This is a genomic window from Streptomyces sp. NPDC050759 (genome assembly GCF_044456945.1).
Taxonomy (GTDB): Bacteria; Actinomycetota; Actinomycetes; order Streptomycetales; family Streptomycetaceae; genus Streptomyces.
Genome location: NZ_JBITGI010000003.1, coordinates 589,445 through 607,819, shown reverse-complemented (window position 1 = coordinate 607,819; position 18,375 = coordinate 589,445). Strand labels below are relative to the sequence as shown.

At 70.0% G+C, this 18,375-nt stretch carries 13 protein-coding genes and 2 pseudogenes; 4 read left to right on the top strand and 11 right to left on the bottom strand.

Annotated features, from left to right (window positions below; translation table 11 throughout):
- Nucleotides 1–15: 15 nt before the first annotated feature.
- From ACIBJB_RS12745 to ACIBJB_RS12735, 3 genes and pseudogenes are all read left to right on the top strand, one after another.
- A complete protein-coding gene (locus ACIBJB_RS12745; protein WP_398929550.1) occupies nucleotides 16–1,050 on the top strand; it encodes an alpha/beta fold hydrolase in 1,035 nt (344 codons plus the stop codon).
- 2 nt (nucleotides 1,051–1,052) lie between these two features.
- Nucleotides 1,053–1,610 carry a DUF1097 domain-containing protein gene (locus ACIBJB_RS12740; protein WP_398929548.1) on the top strand — a complete coding sequence of 186 codons (558 nt, stop codon included), beginning with the start codon at nucleotides 1,053–1,055 and terminating at the stop codon, nucleotides 1,608–1,610.
- 132 nt (nucleotides 1,611–1,742) lie between these two features.
- Nucleotides 1,743–2,216: pseudogene (locus ACIBJB_RS12735) on the top strand (MBL fold metallo-hydrolase); the annotation flags it as partial.
- Nucleotides 2,217–2,441: 225 nt separating this feature from the next.
- Here the strand turns inward: ACIBJB_RS12735 and ACIBJB_RS12730 are convergent.
- The 5 genes and pseudogenes from ACIBJB_RS12730 to ACIBJB_RS12710 form a co-directional block, all read right to left on the bottom strand.
- On the bottom strand, nucleotides 2,442–3,014 hold the full coding sequence (locus tag ACIBJB_RS12730; RefSeq protein ID WP_398929546.1) for a hypothetical protein: 573 nt from the start codon (nucleotides 3,012–3,014) through the stop codon (nucleotides 2,442–2,444).
- A 305-nt stretch (nucleotides 3,015–3,319) separates the two neighbouring features.
- Nucleotides 3,320–3,808 carry an SPW repeat protein gene (locus ACIBJB_RS12725; protein WP_398929544.1) on the bottom strand — a complete coding sequence of 163 codons (489 nt, stop codon included), beginning with the start codon at nucleotides 3,806–3,808 and terminating at the stop codon, nucleotides 3,320–3,322.
- A gap of 264 nt (nucleotides 3,809–4,072) precedes the next feature.
- A complete protein-coding gene (locus ACIBJB_RS12720; RefSeq protein ID WP_398929542.1) occupies nucleotides 4,073–5,284 on the bottom strand; it encodes a PP2C family protein-serine/threonine phosphatase in 1,212 nt (403 codons plus the stop codon).
- A 248-nt stretch (nucleotides 5,285–5,532) separates the two neighbouring features.
- Nucleotides 5,533–5,775 (bottom strand): annotated as a pseudogene (locus ACIBJB_RS12715) (transposase); the annotation flags it as partial.
- A 449-nt stretch (nucleotides 5,776–6,224) separates the two neighbouring features.
- Nucleotides 6,225–7,145: an NADP-dependent oxidoreductase gene (locus ACIBJB_RS12710; protein WP_398929540.1), complete on the bottom strand. Its 921-nt coding sequence runs from the start codon at nucleotides 7,143–7,145 to the stop codon at nucleotides 6,225–6,227.
- Nucleotides 7,146–7,254: 109 nt separating this feature from the next.
- On the opposite strand from ACIBJB_RS12710, the gene ACIBJB_RS12705 reads away from it, so the two are divergent.
- Entirely contained in the window at nucleotides 7,255–7,824 is a 570-nt protein-coding gene (locus ACIBJB_RS12705) for a TetR/AcrR family transcriptional regulator (RefSeq protein WP_398929538.1), read from the top strand.
- A gap of 580 nt (nucleotides 7,825–8,404) precedes the next feature.
- Here ACIBJB_RS12705 and ACIBJB_RS12700 read toward each other — a convergent pair.
- The 6 genes from ACIBJB_RS12700 to ACIBJB_RS12675 all read right to left on the bottom strand — a co-directional run bounded on the left by ACIBJB_RS12700 (nucleotide 8,405) and on the right by ACIBJB_RS12675 (nucleotide 18,369).
- Entirely contained in the window at nucleotides 8,405–10,582 is a 2,178-nt protein-coding gene (locus ACIBJB_RS12700; protein ID WP_398929536.1) for a glycosyl hydrolase family 95 catalytic domain-containing protein, read from the bottom strand.
- Between the two features lie 241 nt (nucleotides 10,583–10,823).
- Complete coding sequence (locus tag ACIBJB_RS12695; RefSeq protein WP_398929534.1) at nucleotides 10,824–13,481, bottom strand: discoidin domain-containing protein; 2,658 nt, start codon at nucleotides 13,479–13,481, stop codon at nucleotides 10,824–10,826.
- Complete coding sequence (locus ACIBJB_RS12690; RefSeq protein WP_398929532.1) at nucleotides 13,478–15,244, bottom strand: DUF2264 domain-containing protein; 1,767 nt, start codon at nucleotides 15,242–15,244, stop codon at nucleotides 13,478–13,480. Before ACIBJB_RS12690 ends, ACIBJB_RS12695 begins: the two co-directional genes overlap by 4 nt.
- Complete coding sequence (locus tag ACIBJB_RS12685; RefSeq protein WP_280882359.1) at nucleotides 15,244–16,110, bottom strand: carbohydrate ABC transporter permease; 867 nt, start codon at nucleotides 16,108–16,110, stop codon at nucleotides 15,244–15,246. The genes ACIBJB_RS12690 and ACIBJB_RS12685 overlap by 1 nt, the downstream gene beginning before the upstream one ends.
- A 7-nt stretch (nucleotides 16,111–16,117) precedes the next feature.
- A complete protein-coding gene (locus tag ACIBJB_RS12680) occupies nucleotides 16,118–17,062 on the bottom strand; it encodes a carbohydrate ABC transporter permease (protein ID WP_398929530.1) in 945 nt (314 codons plus the stop codon).
- On the bottom strand, nucleotides 17,059–18,369 hold the full coding sequence (locus tag ACIBJB_RS12675) for an ABC transporter substrate-binding protein (protein WP_398929528.1): 1,311 nt from the start codon (nucleotides 18,367–18,369) through the stop codon (nucleotides 17,059–17,061). Before ACIBJB_RS12675 ends, ACIBJB_RS12680 begins: the two co-directional genes overlap by 4 nt.
- Nucleotides 18,370–18,375 lie beyond the last annotated feature (6 nt).

The window sequence follows — 18,375 nt, the reverse complement described above, 5'->3', positions numbered from 1 at the left end:
CCGAAAGGCAGCCCCATGAGCGACCATCTCACCTTCCACCTGGGCGACTTCACCACCCAGCACGGCGCCACCCTGCGCGGCGCCCACCTCGCCTACACCACGTACGGCGAACTCAACGCCGACAAGTCCAACGCGATCGTCTACCCCACCTGGTACTCCGGCCGGCACTGGGACAACGAGTGGCTCATCGGCCCGGGCATGGCTCTCGACCCGGCCGAGTACTTCATCATCGTCCCGAACATGCTCGGCAACGGCCTGTCGACGTCGCCGAGCAACACCCCGCCGCCGTACGACCGCGCCCGCTTCCCGCACATCACGGTGTACGACCAGATCGAGGCCCAGTACAAACTGGTCACCGAAGAGTTCGGCATCGAGAAGATCGCCCTCGTGACCGGCTGGTCGATGGGCGCCGGGCAGACCTTCCAGTGGGCCGTCAGCCACCCGGAGATGGTCGAACGGATCGCCCCCTTCTGCGGCTCCCCCCGCACCAGCGCCCACAACAAGGTCTTCCTGGAGGGCGTCAAGGCCGCGCTCACCGCCGACGCGGTCTTCAACGGCGGCTGGTACGACAAGGACAAGTGGCCGACCACCGGACTGCGCGCGCTCGCCCGGGTGTACGCGGGGTGGGGCTTCTCGCAGGCGTTCTACTGGGAGAAGGAGTACGAGAAGCTCGGCTACACCTCCCTCGAGGACTTCCTGGTCGGCTTCTGGGAGGGCTTCTTCCTCGACGGCCGCGACCCCAACAACCTGCTCACCATGCTCTGGACCTGGCAGAACGGCGACGTCGGACTCACCCCCGGCTTCGACGGGGACACGGAGGCGGCGCTGGGCTCCATCAAGGCGACCACGCTCGACATGCCCGCCGAGAAGGACCTCTACTTCCCACCGGAGGACGAGGCCTGGGCCGTCAGCCACATACCGGGCGCCGAACTCCGCGTGATCCCGGGCATCTGGGGCCACTTCGCCGGCGGCGGCAGCAGCCCCGCGGACACCGCGTTCATCGACACGGGCATCAGGGAACTGCTCGCCAAGCCCGGCGGGTTGGCGTAGCCATGAAGGGCAGACTGCCGCACGAGGTCAGCGCCTCGATCGTCGCCTTCGCCACGGTCCTCCTGCTCCTGAGCCCGCTCCACATGCCGACCTGGGCCATCTTCATCACCTGGGCCGGAACGTTCCTGCAGGGCGGCCCGAGCATCGCCAACGCCATCTCCATGATCACCGCCACCACGACGGGCGCGGGGTTCGCGGTGGCGGCCGTACTCCTCAACCGGGAGACGGGCACCATGTTCGGCACCGGGGAGTTCGCCCAGACCATGGCACTGGGCGTGGTGATCTTCTTCGTCAACGGCACCCTGCTGGCGGCCGGCCGGCTGAAGCCGTTCGCTCTCATCCCGGGGATGTTCTTCGGCTTCGCGTCGACCTTCGCCACGTACTTCGGCGGATTCGGCTACGACGCGGGGAATCTGGGCGCCGCCTTCGTCAGCGCCGCCGCGATGTGCGCCCTCGGCCCACTCTGCGCCGTCCTGGGACTGCGCCTGATGTTCGCGCCGCCTCCCGCCCCCGAGCCGGAGCAGCACCTGACCGAGGAGGTGGCGCCATCGACAACTTAAGCACCGGCACCACCGCACCTCCCGTGCGGCCGGTGCATCGGGGTATATCGCCCCGGACGGCCCTTCCCGAGCCGTTCGGGGCTCTTGCGTGGCCTGTCACCGCACGCGGCGCAGCCCACTTCGCGATGGTCCGGGAACGGGCTGCTCAGCCGCCGTCTGACCCAATCGGCCTTCGACCTCGGCGGCCTTCCCCGGCTGGACGCGGTCGTCCTGTCCCACCTGCACGGCGACCACTGAGACCGGCAGGCCCGACGGCACCTGGACCACACGGTTCCGGTGCTGACCACACCGCACGCCGCGCGCCGTCTCAGGACGCTGCACGGCTTCCGGCGCACGGCGGGGCTGTGCACCTGGCAGGGCCACACCCTCCGGCGCGGCGACGTACAGGTCCGTGTCACCGCGCTGCCCGGCCGGCACGCCGGACATCCCCTGCTGGCCTGCTGCCCCCGGTGATGGGCAGCATGCTCGAGTTCGGCCCCACGGGAAGCCCACCTCGACTGCGGCTGTATCTCGGGCGACACACTGGCGTACGACGGCCTGAACGAGGTCGCCCGGCGGTTCCCGGCCGCCGATCTGGCCGTACTGCACCTGGGCGTGACGGCAGTGGACGAGTCGTTCGCCGAGCGCGGGCGGCGTCGACCTCGGCGAGGAACGCGTCGAGTGGGGAGCGCATCACGGTGTAGTCGTGGTAATGGACGGGAAGGATCAGCCGGGGGTCGAGGCGCCGGGCCAGTTCCGCTCCCTGGGCGCCGTCCATGGTCACCACAAAACCGCCGGGCAGGCGTGTACCGCACCGGCTCTCAGCTGGGCCGCGCCGTCGCCGCTGTCGGCTCAGGCCCCGAGCTTGGCCACCGTGGTGTTCAGCGTTCCGGCCAGCGCGTCGAGTTCCCGGTCCGTGGGAGGGCCCGTGTCGATCCGGCGGGCGAGTTCCTCGCCGGAGATGACGTCCATGGCTCCCGCGTACCGGTCGGAGTTCGTCTCCTCGGTGGCGATCACCTGGGCACGGCCCTCCAGAACCACCAGTGTGGAGGAGTCGGGCGCCGCGAGCAGTTCTCGTACGTGGTCGCGGGTGACCGGGCCGGGCGTCTCGGGATCGTCGGTGCTCTCGACTCCGGCCAGGGGCTCGTCGTCGGCCGTGCCGCCCCGCGTTCCGTAGCCCTCGACGGCACTTGCCGTACCCGGCACCAGCCGGCTGCGGGCCTGGCTCTCCCCACCGGAGTGGGCTCCCGGCTCCTCCTCGCCGCGCGCCCGGGCGTACCGGTCCGGGGCGCCGGGCAGCGGTCGTCCCTCTTCGGATGCGTCCTCGCGTTCCCCCTCTGCCTGAGAGGGCGTGGTCCGGGCGGGATCGGTCGACGTGTCCTCGTCCCGTTCGCCCTCGGCCTGGGAAGGTGTGTACTCGCTCATCGGGGCCCCTACAGGATCATCAGGCGTCACGGCAGGGTGATCCGCCGGGCACGAGTGCCGGGACCGGTGCGTGCGGATCCTCGTGTGGGCGTGCCGGGTGCCCGCCGCGTCGTCGACCAAACGGATCACAGGAGATCACCTGCCCCGACGGGGTTCTGTGTCCTTCTCAACCGCCTGGGGCTCGTTCCCGGCGCCGGTACGGCCGGTGCCCGGGCGCCGCGCGCTGTTTGCGGGCCCGCAGGCACCAGCCCCCTGTGTGTTCGGACGCCCACGGCGCTTGCCCAGGGCCTGGACCCGGCCGGGAGTCAGCTCCGGCCGACTCCATACGGCGCCGACGTGCCCCGCTCCGCGCCGGCCGGCGTGCCACGGCCGGCGAGCGCGCTGGCCGCCAGGCCCAGCAGCAGGGCGACGGCACCGACGATGATGTTGTTCACCACCGACCTGGTGGTGCTGACGTCACCGGCCACCGCCCATGGGGCGATGATGGTCCACACCCCGAGGGCGCAGGCGGCCCACGCCATGCTGTGCGTGCGTTCGTAGGCGCGGCCGAAGCCTCCGCTCAGCAGGAGGGCGTAGGCGATGCCGACGATCAGGTTGTTGACGGCGAGCGTCGACAGGCCGTTGAACCCCGCGATCCACGGGGAAGCCGCCAGGTACACCCCCGTGAGGAAGGCAAGTGCTTCGACCGCCTGCGCCTGCGGAGTAGTGGTGGCACGCTCCGCCATCTCGTGGCGCCAGTGCATGTCCAGGATGTCGGGATGCGTTTCCATCGACGAGTGAGGCGAGGTAGTCATTCCCGCCACCTCCCAGAGTGGACTGATGGTTGATGGTCAGCCGCGAGTACCCCGGCGACCGGATCAACCGTCGATTTCGCATCATGTCGGCAACGGTTCGCGGCCGCCCCCACGCGAAGGGCTCTCCCCGTCATGGCCGACACCCATCAGGCGGTTCCGCTTCGGCTCGGCACCCCGCGACACTCCACCGCGCCACCGACAACCGTAACGGCCCCAGGGCTACCGGAGGCCGACGTACCGAACGTACGTCACATGTGCCTCTGCCTATACGGGTGCCGCCGTCTCAGAGGCGCCGTGCCATTCGCACAGCAGGACGGTGGCGTCGTCACTGAGGTGCCCGTCGTGATGCTCGAGCACAGCCCGGACCAGACGGCGCAGGGTTTCAGGGGCCGGCAGACCGTCGGCCTGGTGGCGGATGACGAAGTCGACGAAACGGTCACGGCCGAACTCGCGCCCTTTGGCGTCACGGGCTTCGATGATGCCGTCGGTGTAGAGAAGCAGCTGGTCGCCGGGCTCCAGGTGCTCGCGGCACAAGGTCGCGGGAAGGCCGAGGTTGGTGCCGACCGGGTGGGTGGGGGTGCAGGTCAGGTGGGTGGTCCAGCGTCGGCCGCGGATCAGGACCGGCGGGTGGTGGCCGCAGTTGACCCAGGTCAGGACACCGGTGTTGAGGTCGAGGTCGGCCAGCACCGCGGTGGCGTAGCGGGATTGGGCGAACTGCTCGATCAGCGTGGCTTCGATGGCGTCCCGGGCTTCGGCGAGGCTGTTGCCCTGGCGTCGCTGGTTGCGGCAGGTGGCCATGGCGAGGTTCGCGGTCAGCCCGGCTGAGGTGTCGTGTCCCATGGCGTCGAAGACCGCGAGGTGAACGGTGTCTCCGGCCAGGGCGTAGTCGAAGGCGTCACCGGCGGTGGCGTAGGCCGGTTCCATCGTCGCGGCGATGGTCACCCGCTTGTTCGCGAACGCCCGGGGTGGCATCAGTGTCCACTGCATCTCCGCGGACACCGTCATCGGACTGATACGGGTGAGACGGGCGTAGGAGTCGCTGTGGTGACGCTTGGAGACCAGCAGCAGGCCCACCAGCGAAGCCAGGCCCTCCATCGCCGCCCGCGTGGGCTCGTCCGGTTCATCGTCAGTTTCGACGCGCAGGACACCGAGGCGTTCGGTGCCGTCCAGCACCGGCAGCCAGTGCTGCATCCGGTCGTCGACGGGCGTGGAGTACGACTGCGCATCGCGAAAGACCCGGCCTGCCAGCGTGGCGTCGATCCGCAGCTCCCGCCCACCCGCTCCGGCGTCCAGGCCCTGCCCGGTGGCCTCCCGCAGCACCAGTTCCTGGATGTCCGCCACGTAGATACCTGCCCGGCGCAGCCCGGCCTCGTCGGCGTGGTGGGCCACCAGGCCCGGCAGCTCCTCGAACGCGGACAGGTGACTTCCCCGCAGCAAGGCGTGGAGCATGCGGGCCGAGTCCTCGAGCGAAGCCATGCGGTCAACCTGACAGGCGGGGACCTCCCGCAGCCGCCATCCCCACCGACCCACTGCCCCGAGAGGCCCTTGCGTCGGCCGACGCATCGAGAAGCCCGAAACGGACATTCGCCACCACATATATCCCCGTGGCGGACATCCACACTCGAACACTCAGCGCAGAGGTGCACAAATCTCGCAACCCCCTGAACCCACTCGCTCGGCGCGGTCGTGCAGGGGATGCTCAGAGCTTCCGAGCGCAGACACCAGCCGCTCAGCAGCACGGCGACACCCGTTGGACCGACGTCGAAAACGACCAGGATGTCCGGGTCGCCGTCCTCCCACTGGCCCTGGCCGATCAAGTGGTTCACGACGCGGCGGGCCTGCCGGGCGGTGGCCTCGGCGACATCATCGTCGAGGCCGAGACGGACCGCGTCCAGCGGCTGGCACCACGAGGTGCGGCCCGCCTCCAGCGCGGCCACGAACGACTCCAGCCGGCCGGGAATGATCTTCAAGGGGAACCCCGGCACAGCCGCAGCACTCCTGCCGGCGTTCCTGGCAGTAACCACTGCTGCCGCATCCGCAACGCCGTCGCCAACGTGCCTTGATCGCTGAACGGGCAGGAGGTCAGCATGCTCATGCCTGACACCCTCATGCCTGACACCTGACACCTGACGCCGGTGGCCCGTCAGCCGAAGCGCAGCACGCGGGTCTCAAAAGTACGTTCGCCGCTGCCGGGGCGGCGGCCGGTGCCCTCAACGGCCAGGGGGCCACCTCTCTGCTGCTGGGCACAGCGGCCTGCCAGGTCGTCGCCGCGGCACTGGGCCGCGCCTTGCTGACGGGTCGGAACAAGGACCGGACGCAGACAGTCGCTTGCTGTCCCTGAGATCTCCGAACCCCTTCTTCGTCACCCCTTCTTCGTCACCCCTTTATCGCTTGCCTATGAGGTCTTCGAGGTGGGTCACAGCGTGACCACGACTTTGCCGTGGACGTGGCGTCCGGCCTGCAGCGTCACGGCGTCGCGGATCTTCTCGACCGGGAAGGACGCGGCGATGGGGACGGTGAGCTTGCCGGCGAGGATCGCGTCAGTGATCAGCTGAGAGGCGTCCGGCGCTGCGTCGATGCCGCCGGTGGCGCGTACGCCGCCGGGAGGGTTGGGACCCGCGGCGACCGTGGAGATGCGCTCGGGTGTCACGCCGAGCGCCAGCGCGGCCTCGGCCGCCTCCGTGCCGAACAGGTCGGTAGCGGCTGTCACTCCGCCGGGCGCCACTGCCCGGACCCGGTCCGCCAGCCCGGCGCCGTAGGCCACCGGTTCGGCCCCCAGCTGCCGCAGGAACGCGAAGGTTCCCGGCGAGGCGGTGCCGATCACGGTGGCACCGGCGAGCCTGGCGAGCTGCACGGCGAACACGCCTACGCCGCCGGCGGCTCCCCCGATCAGGACGGTGTCGCCGGGGCGCGGGTCGATCGCCGCCAAGGCGGCGGCAGCGGTCTGGCCTGCCACCGGAAGCGTGCTCGCCACCTCATCGCTGATGCCCTTGGGCGTAAGCCACAGAGAATCGGCAGAGGGCCTCAGCACCACGAAGTCGGCGACCGCCCGGCCCAGGGCGCCGCCGTAGACACGGTCACCCACGGCAAAGCCCGTGGCGGCGTCACCGATCTCGTCGATCACACCGGCGAAATCGAACCCGAAGCCGGACGGCACGGTGATACCGAACCGCGCCGCCGCCTCCGGTCGCGAGGCGATACCCCAGTCCATCGGGTTCAGCCCGGCGGCCGTCACGCGCACGCGCACCTCACCCGGGCCGGCATGCGGCTCGGGAACTTCCTGCAGCTCCAGTACTTCGGGGCCACCGAACGCTTCGTAGATCACAGCTCGGCTCACTGTCGGACTCCTGACGAGAGAGATGGCGGGACACATGGCGGGCACATGACGGGACTTAGTCCCATCACGGTAGCACGGGTGATGGGACCAAGTCCCGTACACTGTTTTCATGGCTCGCTGGGAACCGAACGCGGCAGAACGGCTCGCTCACGCCGCCCTTGACCTCTTTGCCGAGCGCGGCTACGAGAACACGACCGTGATCGACATCGCGCAGCGTGCGGGGCTGGGGAAGAGCACCTTTTTCCGGCACTTCCAGGACAAGAGAGAAGTACTCTTCGGCGGCCGCGCGATCAGCGGACTGCTCACCGAAGCGATTGCCGCAGCACCGGAAACGGCCACTCCACTCGAAGCGATCGCTCACGCGCTGGAAGCGGCCGGCAGGGAAGTCTTCACGCCCGCACGCCGCGAACTCATCGCCCGTAGACAGGCGGTGATCGCCGCCAACCCCGAACTGCAGGAACGCGAAGCGCTGAAGAACCTCGCCCTCATCGCCTCCATGACCGACGCGCTCAAAGAGCGCGGCATTCCCGACCTGACCGCTCGCGTGGCCGCAGAACTCGGCGCGCTCGCCGCCGCCATCGCGTTCGAACGCTGGAGCCAGACGACCGCCGGCGACGACTTCAGCGAGATCGCGCGCCAAGCGCTCGCCGACGTACAAACGTCCACAGCGTCGTGCTGAGGCGGCGACTGCCTCGCACCGGCCGGAGGCGGGTGCCGTGACGCGCAGACCGTGCCGCCTGGCCGACTGCGCGCCGAGGTGGTCTCGCAGGCGTGGCCGGGCGGCACCTGGTCGATCATGCAGGGTCCTCGTGGTGCTCGAGGCCTGTGCCGTCAGCGTGGGTTACCGGTGGTGCGGGGCGTCCCTGGAAGCCGGCCACCGACGACTACGCCGCCGCTGGCATCCATGGAGATGACCCACGGGTTCGACCTGATCCGGGGGTTTGCTCGGCATGGGGTCCAGGCATGCCGCACTCTGCGGCTGCCCACCATCCGCCAGCAGGTGCGGGATCAGGCCGGCGGCGTTGCCCGGAACAAGATTCCTGGACGCCCCCACCCTGGCCCCCTCTGAATCAGGGAACAGAACGGTCCGACCGCCCCGAGGAGCCGAGCCCCTGAGGGTACTTCGGCGTAGTGCTGCTGTTCGGCCCGTCGACGTGCGCCCTCACGTGGTGAAAGAAGGCGCCGATCCACCCGATGATCGGCAGAACTCTTCGGTGTCGGCCTGTACGACAGGCCGACACCGACGTGGCTGCCACGACTCAGTCCGGCAGCCCCCACGGCTTTGCGTCGCCGACGGCCGGCACGTCCCGCGGACGCAGGTCCGGGTCTGTGCCGCGCGGCAGGACGACGGCCGTTTCGTCTCGGCCGAGCGGGATCTCGATGCGACCGGGTCCCGTCTCCCGGTACCGCAGCCGCCGCCCGCGTTCGTCCCGTACGTCGATGGCACCGTCGATGCCGTGGTCGAGAACGAGCGGCGCGCCCACCTCACTGTGGACGCGCACCCATCGGGTCCGGCCACCTGATCGGTCGGCGTCGACGAGGAACGCTCCCTGGGTACGCAGGCCTTGGACCGACAGGTCGGGCCAGCGCTGTGACACGGAGGGGAAGGTCCGTACGACGCCGCCGTGACTCTGCACGGCCATGTCGAGGACGGACTGGGCCGCCGTCAGCGGGCTCTCGATGGCCAGGTTGCCGCCCTCCACGTACATGGTGTTCGGGGTCATCCACGCGTTCTTGATGAGGTTGCCGTCGGTGAAGAAGGTCAGGAAGTCGAGGGCGTCCTCCGGCCGTTCCAGCAACGAGGCCATCGAGGACGCGGCGGCGTAGCTGTAACCGGCCCACAGGCTCCGGTCCTTGACCCAGTGGTCGAAGGTCGTCCGGATGGTGTCCTGGTCGGCGGGGCGGTCCCAGTTCAACTCGTGCAGCGGGAAGAGCCACAGCATGTGCGAGAAGTGCCGGTGCGACTCGGTGAGCGGCTTGCCTGCGCCGATGTTGATGCCGGTCTCATCACGCGGGTAGGCCACCAGGCGCTGGAGGATCTCGCGCCAGCGTCCGGCGCGCGGATGGTCCGTACGGAGAATGCGCAGGCAGTCGAGGAGGGTGGCGCAGCCCCAGCGGATCAGGGAGAGGTCGTAGGTGCAGTCGGTGGCGTCGGCCCACTCGGGCGACCGGGTGAGCGGCAGGTGCAGCTTGCCGTCGCCGCCCTCGTACAGGAAGTGGTCGTAGAAGTTCACCGCCTTGGCGAGGATCGGGTAGAGGACGTCACGCACGATCGACACGTCCATGGTGTGGCGGTAGCTGAGCCAGACGTTGTGCATGGCCCAGATGAGGTTGCCGTTGTTGTCGGTCTTCGTGGCGGTGCCGGGGATGCCGACCGTCTTGGCGCCGGGGCGCAGCATCCAGTCCGAGGGGTGGGCGAGGGCGTAGGTGTCGCCGTCCTGGTACTCCGGCGGGACGGACTGCGGCAGGTACTTCTCGAAGTTCTTGAAGGTGGAGGTGACGGAGTCGAGTTCGGGGTGAGCGGATCCCTGGATCAGCCAGGTGGCGATCTGCACGTTGAGGTTCCACCAGACGGCGCTCCAACTGCCGCCCGTCTCCGGGTACCACGGTCCCCACTCGGACATCGAGGGCCCGCCGGCGCGGGTGGCGCAGGCAGCCTTGTAGAGCTGGATCCAGTAGAAGTCCTGAATGCGTTTGTCCGGTACCGACAGCAGGCTGCGCCGGTAGAAGCGGTGCCACCAGGCGCGGTGGACGCGCACCAGCTCGTCCGGGTCCGCGGAGAGCGTGCGTCCTACGTCGGCGACGGCCCGCTCCGTGGTGCGCGAGAGGGCCTCGGGGAAGCCGTAGACGATGTGCGCTGCCAGCAACCTGCCACTGCCGACGCGCCGTTCGCGCCAGGCGGTGGTCCATCCGCCGCCCGCGATCAGCGGCTGCTCGACGTAGTGGGTGGTGCCGGCGGATCCGGTGCTGGGGTCCGGGTTGCCCGTGTAGTCGGCGGGTTTGTCCTTCTCGCGGGGCGAGATGGCGGGCAGCCACGTGAACGACCAGGCCGCGGTCTCCTCGCCGGCGCTGGGCCGGGTGGAGATCAGCAGCGCGGTACGGGCGTTGTGCACCAGCATCGAGAAGCGGACGCTGCCGCGGGTGGTGGTGACGGTGCCGCGCAGCTCCGCGTCCCAGAGGTCCAGGGTCCAGTCGACTCCGGTCACCTCACCGGCGAGCGTGAGGTTGAAATGCCCGATGGGCAGACGGGAGAAGCCGTACGGGGCACGCCACTGAGGTCGCTGGTCCTGCACCTGACTGTGACTGACCATGACCTTCACGGAGTTGGCCGTCGCGCCTCGGTAGACCTGCACCCCGAGCAGACCGTTGCCGAGGAAGGGGCCGTCCTTCCAGTCGCCGGGCATCCGCCGCCAGCGCAGGGCGGCGGCTCTGGCCATGCGTTCGTACACATCCTCCGCGCCTTCGGGCGAGGGTGGCGCTGCCCAGGCGGTGCCTGACCCTGTTGTCCAGCCGGCGGCGGCGACTGCGGCTGCCGTGCCGATCACACCTCTTCGAGAGATCCCGTTCCCTGTTGGCGCGGTCACCTGGCTGCCTCCCATTTCTGGTCGTGGATACGGATTCGGCGGGGTGGCCGGGCAGCGGGATTGCGTATCCCGCTGCCCGGCCGGTCGTCGGGGGTCAGGGCCTGATCGTCAGCCAGTCGAGCGCGGCGACCCGGCTCGTGCCCTTCGCCACGAGGTAGAGGTCGTGCGTGCCGGTGACCTCGCGCTTCAGGGTCACGGTCTGCTCCTGCCAGTCGCCCGTGCCTGTGACGGGCACCGATGCGGCCAGCGGGCCGTCCGGTGCGTCCAGGCGCAGTTGGAGCGAGCAGCCCTTTGTGCAGGTGGAGTTGAGTCGTACGGTGAGGTGCTTTCCGCTGATGTTCGCCTTGCGGAAGGCCACCCAGTCACCGGAGCCGAGGACTCCGGTGGCCGCCGTTCCGCGCCCCACGCCGTGTACGGTCGTGGCCTTTTCGGCCTGGAGCGTCGAGGCGGCGTCGGGCCCGTCGCCGTACAGCCGGATGTCGTTGACGACCCAGGGCGTGGGTCCGCTCGCGGTGAGCGTGATGCGCACATAGCGGGCGGTGGTCTGCCGGGGGAACACCGCGTCCTGGGTGAAGGAGCGGCCGGAGACACGGGCGAGCGGCTCGCCCCAGTGCGTGCCGTCAGTGCTGGCGGAGACCGTGAAGCCGTATGGCTGCTGGCCGCCGGTGTCGCGGCCCGCGTCGAGGGAGAGCCGGCTGAACGTCTTGCTCTCGCCGAGGTCGACGGTCAGGGACTGGCCGGCGGCCTGCGGGGCGGTGCCCGTCCAGCGGCTGTTGATGTCGCCGTCCACGGTGACGGCGGCGTTGCTTCCGTCGCTGGCGGTGGCGCTCCAGTTGCCGTGCCGCACCCGCTGCTGGCAGCCGGGCAGGTCGCAGCCGGTGGACCAGATGGGCGCGCCGTACTCGTAGGCGCCCTGGTCCGGAGCCGTGCCCAGGGTGTCGGTGGTGATGCCGTCGACCACCTCACCCGCGTCGATGGCCAGCGATCCGGGCGTCAGCCACAGCTCGCCGTTGACGGCGTTCGTGTAGCCGGGGGTGGCGCTGATCAGGTTGGAGCGGACGATCGGCAGCGGGTTGCCGGTCTGGGTCGCGGTGACCGGCTTGGGGCCGATGATGTTGCTGAAGTACGAGCCGGACGCGTCCGTCGCGCCGCCGAGGGCGGACGAGGCGGTACCGATGCCCACGCCGTAGCTGGAGTTGTGGTCCTCGTTGGCGATGCTGGGCCCGGTGTGGCCGTTGAAGTAGACGCCACGGGCGCCGGTGTTCCAGGCCACGTTGTGGTGCAGCTTGAAGTGGCCGGAGTAGTTGTCGACGTAGTAGCCGTTCTGGCCGCTGGAGTCGTGCGCGGTGTTGTGGTCGATGGAGCTTCCGGTGCCGTTCAGGTAGCAGCACACGTAGAAGGGTGAACCGTCGCGGGAGGTGCGCATCGCTTCGGAGATGTCGTTGTAGGCGATGCGGTTGTCGTGGTACTCGGTGCCGTTGATCTGGTAGGCGGTGTCGATGGCCGCCCGTCCGGTGCGGCGGATCGTGTTGTGGGTGACCGTATGGCCGTTGCCGTTGATCTCGATGCCGGGTGTGTAGCTGCCCATCCAGCCGACGTCGTGGATGTAGTTGTTGGTGACGGTGTTGCCGTTGCCGCGCACCAGGACGCCGTCACCGGCCGACTGCGCGATCTCGCTGTTCTTCAGGGTGTTGCCGGTGCCGAGGATCTGCACGCCGGAGTCGAGGATGCGGGAGGCGACGATGTGTCCCTCGGCCGGCTCGATCGCGAGGTCGCTGTCCGGCGGCATGGGCAGGGTGGAGTACTCGGAGATGTACGTGGCGTGCAGTCGGTCGACCACGACTCCCGTACTGGACTTGCCCGTGCGCAGGGAGGTTCCCCACAGGTCCAGGCCGCGCAGGGTGACGTACGAGCTGTCGCTCAGGTCGACGCCCCACAGCCGGTGCTTGGCGGTCACCGTGTGTCCGGCGATGCCGCCCTTCGGGGGGACCAGGTAGAGCCGGTGCGCGGTCCTGTCGTAATACCACTCCCCCGGCTGGTCGAGGGCGGCCTTCGACCCGACGAGGTAGTAGTTGCGGTAGGGCTGGTTGCCCATGCACAACGGGGTGCAGCGGTAGTTGCCGCCCTTGAAGTCCAGCTTGCCGGGTGCCGAGGCCTTGGCCGTGCCGGTCTGCTGGGCCCAGGGGTTGGAGCCCGCCCAGAGGTGCACGGTGGCGCCCGTCCAGTCGGCGTCGGGCAGGTCGGTGTCGTCGATGTGCTGGTCGGTGGAGGTGGTGTCGGCCTCGGCCCAGGTCGCGTTCAGCGGATCGGCGCCGGAGTTGGGCCAACGGCCTTCCGCTGCGCGGGCGTTGTCCACGAACACCGCGTTGAAGTCGGGGTCGGGCGGCAGGTCCGTGTCGGCGGCGATCAGTCCGCCGCCCGCGTCCTTCCAGCCGGTCACCTTCTCGGTCCCGTCGACGGTCACCGGGCCGTCGCCGTACGCGGCGATCGTGACCGGGGCACCCTCGGTACCGGAGGGAGGGGTGAGCTGTTCGCGGTAGGTGCCCTTGTGGATCAGGCAGGTGTCGCCGGGGCGGACGAGGTCGAGGCAGGCGCCGATGGTCCGCAGCGGGCTTGCCTGCGTGCCGTGGGCGTGGTCGCTGCCCTGCGGGGCGACGTGGTACGTGTGGCCGGACTGTGCCGCCTGCGCCTGCACCGGGGTGGTCAGCAGCGCGGCCGCGGCGGCCAGTACGGACAGATGTCTGAGTCTCAAGTCCCGTCTCCAGTCGTCGGATGTGCGGTGGTCGTCGGGTGTGTGAGGGGCGGGGGCTCTCGCCACGCCGTCTCCGCTTCGCTTCCGGCCGGGGCACCGAGCACGGCACACCTCAACCAGTGCTCGCCGGGCGGGAGTCGGCCTACGAGTACGGGCAGGGCGGTGCGTCGGGCGAGGACGTTCGTGCCGGGCAGACAGTCGACGACCTCGCCCTCGCGCCGGCCGTCGAGGTCGCGCAGTCCGGTGAGTCCGGCGGGCGCCGACACCCGCGCGTACGCCGGCCCGGTCCCGCGGTCCGTGCCCGCGTCCCGGTCGACGGCGAAGCCGCCCTCGGCGGTGTGCAGGGCGCGAGCGGTGCGGACGCGGTGGGTGCGCACGTGCCAGGGCGCGGCGGCCGTCAGCCAGGTGGTGATCTCCACGTCGGGCCACGGGTGCCAGGTGCTGAGGACCGTGTCGCCGGTGACGTAGTGCGCGGCCGGCTCCTCTCGCACCCGGTAGTGCGCCCCGCCGTCGTCGCTCAGCGCCAGCATCGAGTCGTACGCGCCCTGTTCCAGCCCGAGCGTGCCGTTCGGCAGGCTGAAGCCGAAGCGGGTCGAGTACGCGAACTTGGCGTACTTCTCGGCGCCATGGCGTACCCACGGGTGGTGCTGGCGTCCGGCGAGAAGGGTGACGTCGCCGTGTGTGCGCATCAGCACCGCCCCGGCGTGCGGCTGGGCGGTGACGGCAGGCAGGGCGGCGGGTGCCGGTTCCTCCTTCGCGGTCCAGAACGCGTGCTGTTCCGGTAGCGCGAGTGGCAGATACGCCTTCAGCGACCAGTAGGGCGAGCCCGGCGCGTTGTACTGCTCGGCCAGCGCGGGCTGCGGATAGCCGTATCCGATGGACAGGAGTCCGTCGGGCCCGGTCACCGGCCGCCCCTGCCACCAGCGCAGATGCCGCAGCAGGTACCCCTTCACCTCGCCCCACGGCAGTACGTCGACGCCCGCGAAGGGCAGCGCGCCCCAGAAGGCGGCCTGCGCCCAGCGATAGGTCAGGCTGCGGCCGTACGGGACGGCGGCGCCGTCGTCGGCGAACCAGTGCCGGAAGTCACCGGCGAACCGGGCCGCCCGCTCCTTGAATCGGCCGCCGCCGGTGAGCGTGTCGTGGAGCAGCCCGTAGAAGTGCATGGCCCACGGGACGTAGTAGTCACGGCGTTCGGTGGGGCCGTCCGCGTACCAGCCGTCGCCGAGCCAGAAGGTCTCCAGGCGGTCGAGGCGTGTGGTGATCAGCGAGCGGTCGTAGGGCACGCCCACCCGGTCGAGGCCGAGGCCGATCAGCACCGGGAAGAAGAGCCAGTTGTTGTCGGTGGTCTCCCGGGGCAGCGCGCTGAGCAGCCAGCGTGCGAGCCGGTCGCGTTCAGGGCCGCTCAGCGGGTCCCACCACTGCTCGGGGGCGAGGGCGAGCGCGAAGCCGATGGCGGCCATCTCGACGATGCGCTGGTCGTGGTCGACCGGCTCGCCCCAGTACTCGGGGTGCGCGGGATCGCTGCCGTGGGCGAGCCCTTGGACCCACAACTCGGAGTGCGGTACGGCCTGTCCGCCCGCCGCGAGAGGCGCCAGTCCCCACAGCGGCCGGGCGAACGCCTCCAGTTCGGCGGCCGTGTCGTCGTGGATCGCGGTGTTCACGCCGAGCCGTACGCGTGCCCGGCCCGCGCTGAAGCGGGACACCAGAGGATCCACCACGTCGCTTACTTCCAAGGCCATTTCAGTGCGTGCGTCGTCGTCCATCAGCCCTTCTCCGCTCCTGCCAGCAGCCCAGTCCGCAGGAAGCGCTGAGCGAGGACGAAACCGATCAGCAGCGGCGCGCAGGCCACGAGTCCGGCCAGGGCCGCCTCCGGTTGATGGATGTCGAGGTCGGCGAAGCCGCTGGAGTTGTTGACCGCGCCGGTGGACTGCAGCAGGGACATCAGGCCGAGCTGGAGGGTGAACGTGCGGTCGTCGGAGAGCATCACGAAGGGCAGGAAGAAGTCGGTCCAGCAGCGGACGAAGCCGAAGAAGGCGATCAGCGCGATGGCGGGGCGGGCCAGCGGCACCGCGACGGACCAGAACAGCCGCAGTTCGCTCGCCCCGTCGACGCGTCCGGCGTCCAGCAGGCTGTCGGGCAGGTTCGCCTGGAAGTGCAGGAAGGCGAGGTAGACGCCGAAGGGGTAGAACGACAGCGGAAGGATCACCGACCAGACCGTGCCGGTGAGGTCGAGTGCCGACATCTCCAGGTACAGCGGGAGCACCAGCGCGGCCGGGGGAAGGATCATCGTCACGATCGACAAGGTGAGCAGGGCCCGGCGGCCGGCGAAGTCGTGCTTGGCGAGTGCGTAGCCCGCGGGGACGCACAGCAGCAGCGAGATGGCGACGCTGGCCGCCGCGTAGATGATCGAGTTGCCGATCCACAGGGTGATCTGGCCGTCGTTGTACGACGTCAGGTGCGACCAGGCGTCGCCCACGTTGCCGAGCGAGCCGAAGCCGAGGGGTGAGCCGGTGGTCAGGTCGTCGGCCGTGCGGGTGGGCGCGAGGAGCAGCCAGAGCAGGGGCAGTCCGAAGAAGACGGCCGCGCCGAGCAGGAACAGGGCGCGGGCGCCGCGTGACAGTGCGGTCATGCCTCACTCACCGGGAGTCGGAGGAGTCGGTGGCGTACATACGGGTGCGGGTGATCACGATCCAGGCGGCCAGTACGCCGACCGCGAGCATGGCCAGGGACAGCGCGGCGGCCTTGCCGAAGTCGCCGTCCTGGGTGGCGTAGGTGTAGGCGAGCTGGTTGACGGACCAGGTGGGGCTGATCTGGCCGGGGGCGCCGGTGGACAGCACGGTCGGCTCGACGAACACCTGGCTGCCGGAGGCGAAGCTGGAGATCAGTACGAAGGCGACGTACGTGCGGACCATCGGCAGCTTGACGTGCCACATGGTCCGCCAGGCCGATGCGCCGTCGACCTGAGCGGCCTCCAGGACGTCTCGCGGGAGCGCGTTGAGCGCCCCGTACAGGACGACGATCCAGCCGCCGGCGTGCACCGCGACGCCCATCACGGTGAGGACGGCGATGACGCTGCCGCCGGACAGCGCGTCCGTGGCGCTCTGGACGTCCAGCAGCTTGAGCAGGGGTGAGAACGGGCTGCTGTCCGGGCTGACCATGAACAGCCAGAGCAGGGCGGCGGCCGAGCCGGTGACCGCGCCGGGCAGGTAGTAGACGAGTTGGAGCGCGCTCGTCGTGCGGCCGGGGCGGGCGTGCAGGGTGAAGGCGAGGGACAGGACGGTCAGCAGCAGGATCGGCAGCCAGAGCAGCAGATAGGTCGCCACGTTGGCGGCCGCGTCGGCAAGCCGGTAGTCCTCGAACACGGTCGCCCAGTCCCGCCCGCCGGTGAAGGAGCCGTTATCGACGAACGAGGTCCACAGGGCGTATCCGGCGGGTGCGAGCCCGAACACCACGAGGAACACGGTGTACGGGCCGACGAGGATCCAGACGGCGGCCCTGCGGGCGGGGCGGCGCCGACGGCGGGGTGTCACCGGTTGTGTGGCCGCGACGGTGGGCGGGCGGGGTGTCGTGAGCGTTTTCATCCGACGGTGTACCCCGTGGTCTTGGCCGCCGCCTCCAGCTTGTCCTGCCAACTAGCCAGTGCGCTGCGGAGGTTGCCGCCCGAGTCGACCGCCTTGACGAGCGTGTCGTTGAAGCTGCTCTGCCAGTCGGCCTCGTAGCGGACCGCGCCGAAACCGGGACGCAGGGCGTTCGCGGCCGCGCTGAGGGCGGGCATCGGGTCGGAGGCGTAGTACGGGTCCTTCGACTTGGCCTCGCCCCATTTCGTCGCGGCTGCCGTGAAGGCGGGGTAGGTGGGCTGCTTCGCCTGGAGGGTCACGTCGGTGGTCATCCAGCGCACCAGGTCCGCCGCCTCCTTGGTACGTCCGCCGGCGTGTGCGGAGACGAGGAAGGCGCCGCCGCCGACCTGTCCGGCGTAGGGCTTGTTCTCGCCGGGCCAGGTGGGCATGGGGGCGGCGGCGATCCGGCCCTTGGGCACCTTGAAGGCGGGTGCGAACATGAAGTCGCCGAACCAGGCCGGGGCGGGCAGCATCAGGATCTTGTCGCCCTTGCCGAACTTGGCGAAGCCCGGGTCGATGGGCACGACGGTGGTGACGGCCTTCTCGCGGGCGAGCGGCTGGAGCAGATCGGCGACCCGGGTGCAGTTGGCCTGGCCCAGGTCGATGTGGACCTCGGTGAGGCTGAGTGTGTCGCGGGTGGCGCAGCCGCTACTGCCGAAGTAGATGCCGGCGCCGTACTTGCCGTTGACGGCTCCGACGATGGTCCCGGGGTGTTCCTGGGCCGCCTTCAGACCGGTCTGCTGGTACTCGGCCCAGGTCTTGGGGACCTGGTAGCCGTAGCGCTTCATCAGCGTCGCGTCGTACCAGAGAACGGTGGGGGCGATGTCGTTGCGCAGGCAGTACGTCTTGCCGCCGAAGGTGCAGGTGTCGAGGGAGCCGGGGGTGAAGCCGTCCCGGACGGGCTTCGGGACGAGGTCGTCGAGCGGGGCCGCGTAGCCGAACTTCTCGCTGGCGAGGGTCGCCGCCTCGGCCGGGTTGGCCAGGAAGACGACGTCGGGCCAGCCGCTCTTGGTGCGGTTGGCGAGCGAGATCTTGGTGGGCACGTAGCCCGCGTCGGGCGGGATGGTGACGATGCGCATCTTCAGGTCGGGGTGGGCCTTCTTGTACTGCTGGGCCGCGGGCATCCGGGTGTTGTCCACCCAGACCAGCAACTCGCCCTTGCCGCCACCCGATCCGCCGCCGGAACCGCCGCCGGTTCCTCCGCAGCCGGAGAGGACCAGAGCCAGGGCCGCGGCGGCCGTGGTCAGGGAAGCCGCGCGCCATCTCTTCATGGGGGA

What these genes read in the sequence shown, in the direction of transcription:
- ACIBJB_RS12745 (WP_398929550.1), top strand. Translation starts at nt 16, where the DNA reads ATGAGCGACCATCTCACCTTCCACCTGGGCGACTTCACCACCCAGCAC.
- ACIBJB_RS12740 (WP_398929548.1), top strand. Translation starts at nt 1,053, where the DNA reads ATGAAGGGCAGACTGCCGCACGAGGTCAGCGCCTCGATCGTCGCCTTC.
- ACIBJB_RS12730 (WP_398929546.1), bottom strand. Translation starts at nt 3,014, where the DNA reads ATGAGCGAGTACACACCTTCCCAGGCCGAGGGCGAACGGGACGAGGAC.
- ACIBJB_RS12725 (WP_398929544.1), bottom strand. Translation starts at nt 3,808, where the DNA reads ATGACTACCTCGCCTCACTCGTCGATGGAAACGCATCCCGACATCCTG.
- ACIBJB_RS12720 (WP_398929542.1), bottom strand. Translation starts at nt 5,284, where the DNA reads ATGGCTTCGCTCGAGGACTCGGCCCGCATGCTCCACGCCTTGCTGCGG.
- ACIBJB_RS12705 (WP_398929538.1), top strand. Translation starts at nt 7,255, where the DNA reads ATGGCTCGCTGGGAACCGAACGCGGCAGAACGGCTCGCTCACGCCGCC.
- ACIBJB_RS12700 (WP_398929536.1), bottom strand. Translation starts at nt 10,582, where the DNA reads ATGGCCAGAGCCGCCGCCCTGCGCTGGCGGCGGATGCCCGGCGACTGG.
- ACIBJB_RS12690 (WP_398929532.1), bottom strand. Translation starts at nt 15,244, where the DNA reads ATGGACGACGACGCACGCACTGAAATGGCCTTGGAAGTAAGCGACGTG.
- ACIBJB_RS12685 (WP_280882359.1), bottom strand. Translation starts at nt 16,110, where the DNA reads ATGACCGCACTGTCACGCGGCGCCCGCGCCCTGTTCCTGCTCGGCGCG.
- ACIBJB_RS12680 (WP_398929530.1), bottom strand. Translation starts at nt 17,062, where the DNA reads ATGAAAACGCTCACGACACCCCGCCCGCCCACCGTCGCGGCCACACAA.
- ACIBJB_RS12675 (WP_398929528.1), bottom strand. Translation starts at nt 18,369, where the DNA reads ATGAAGAGATGGCGCGCGGCTTCCCTGACCACGGCCGCCGCGGCCCTG.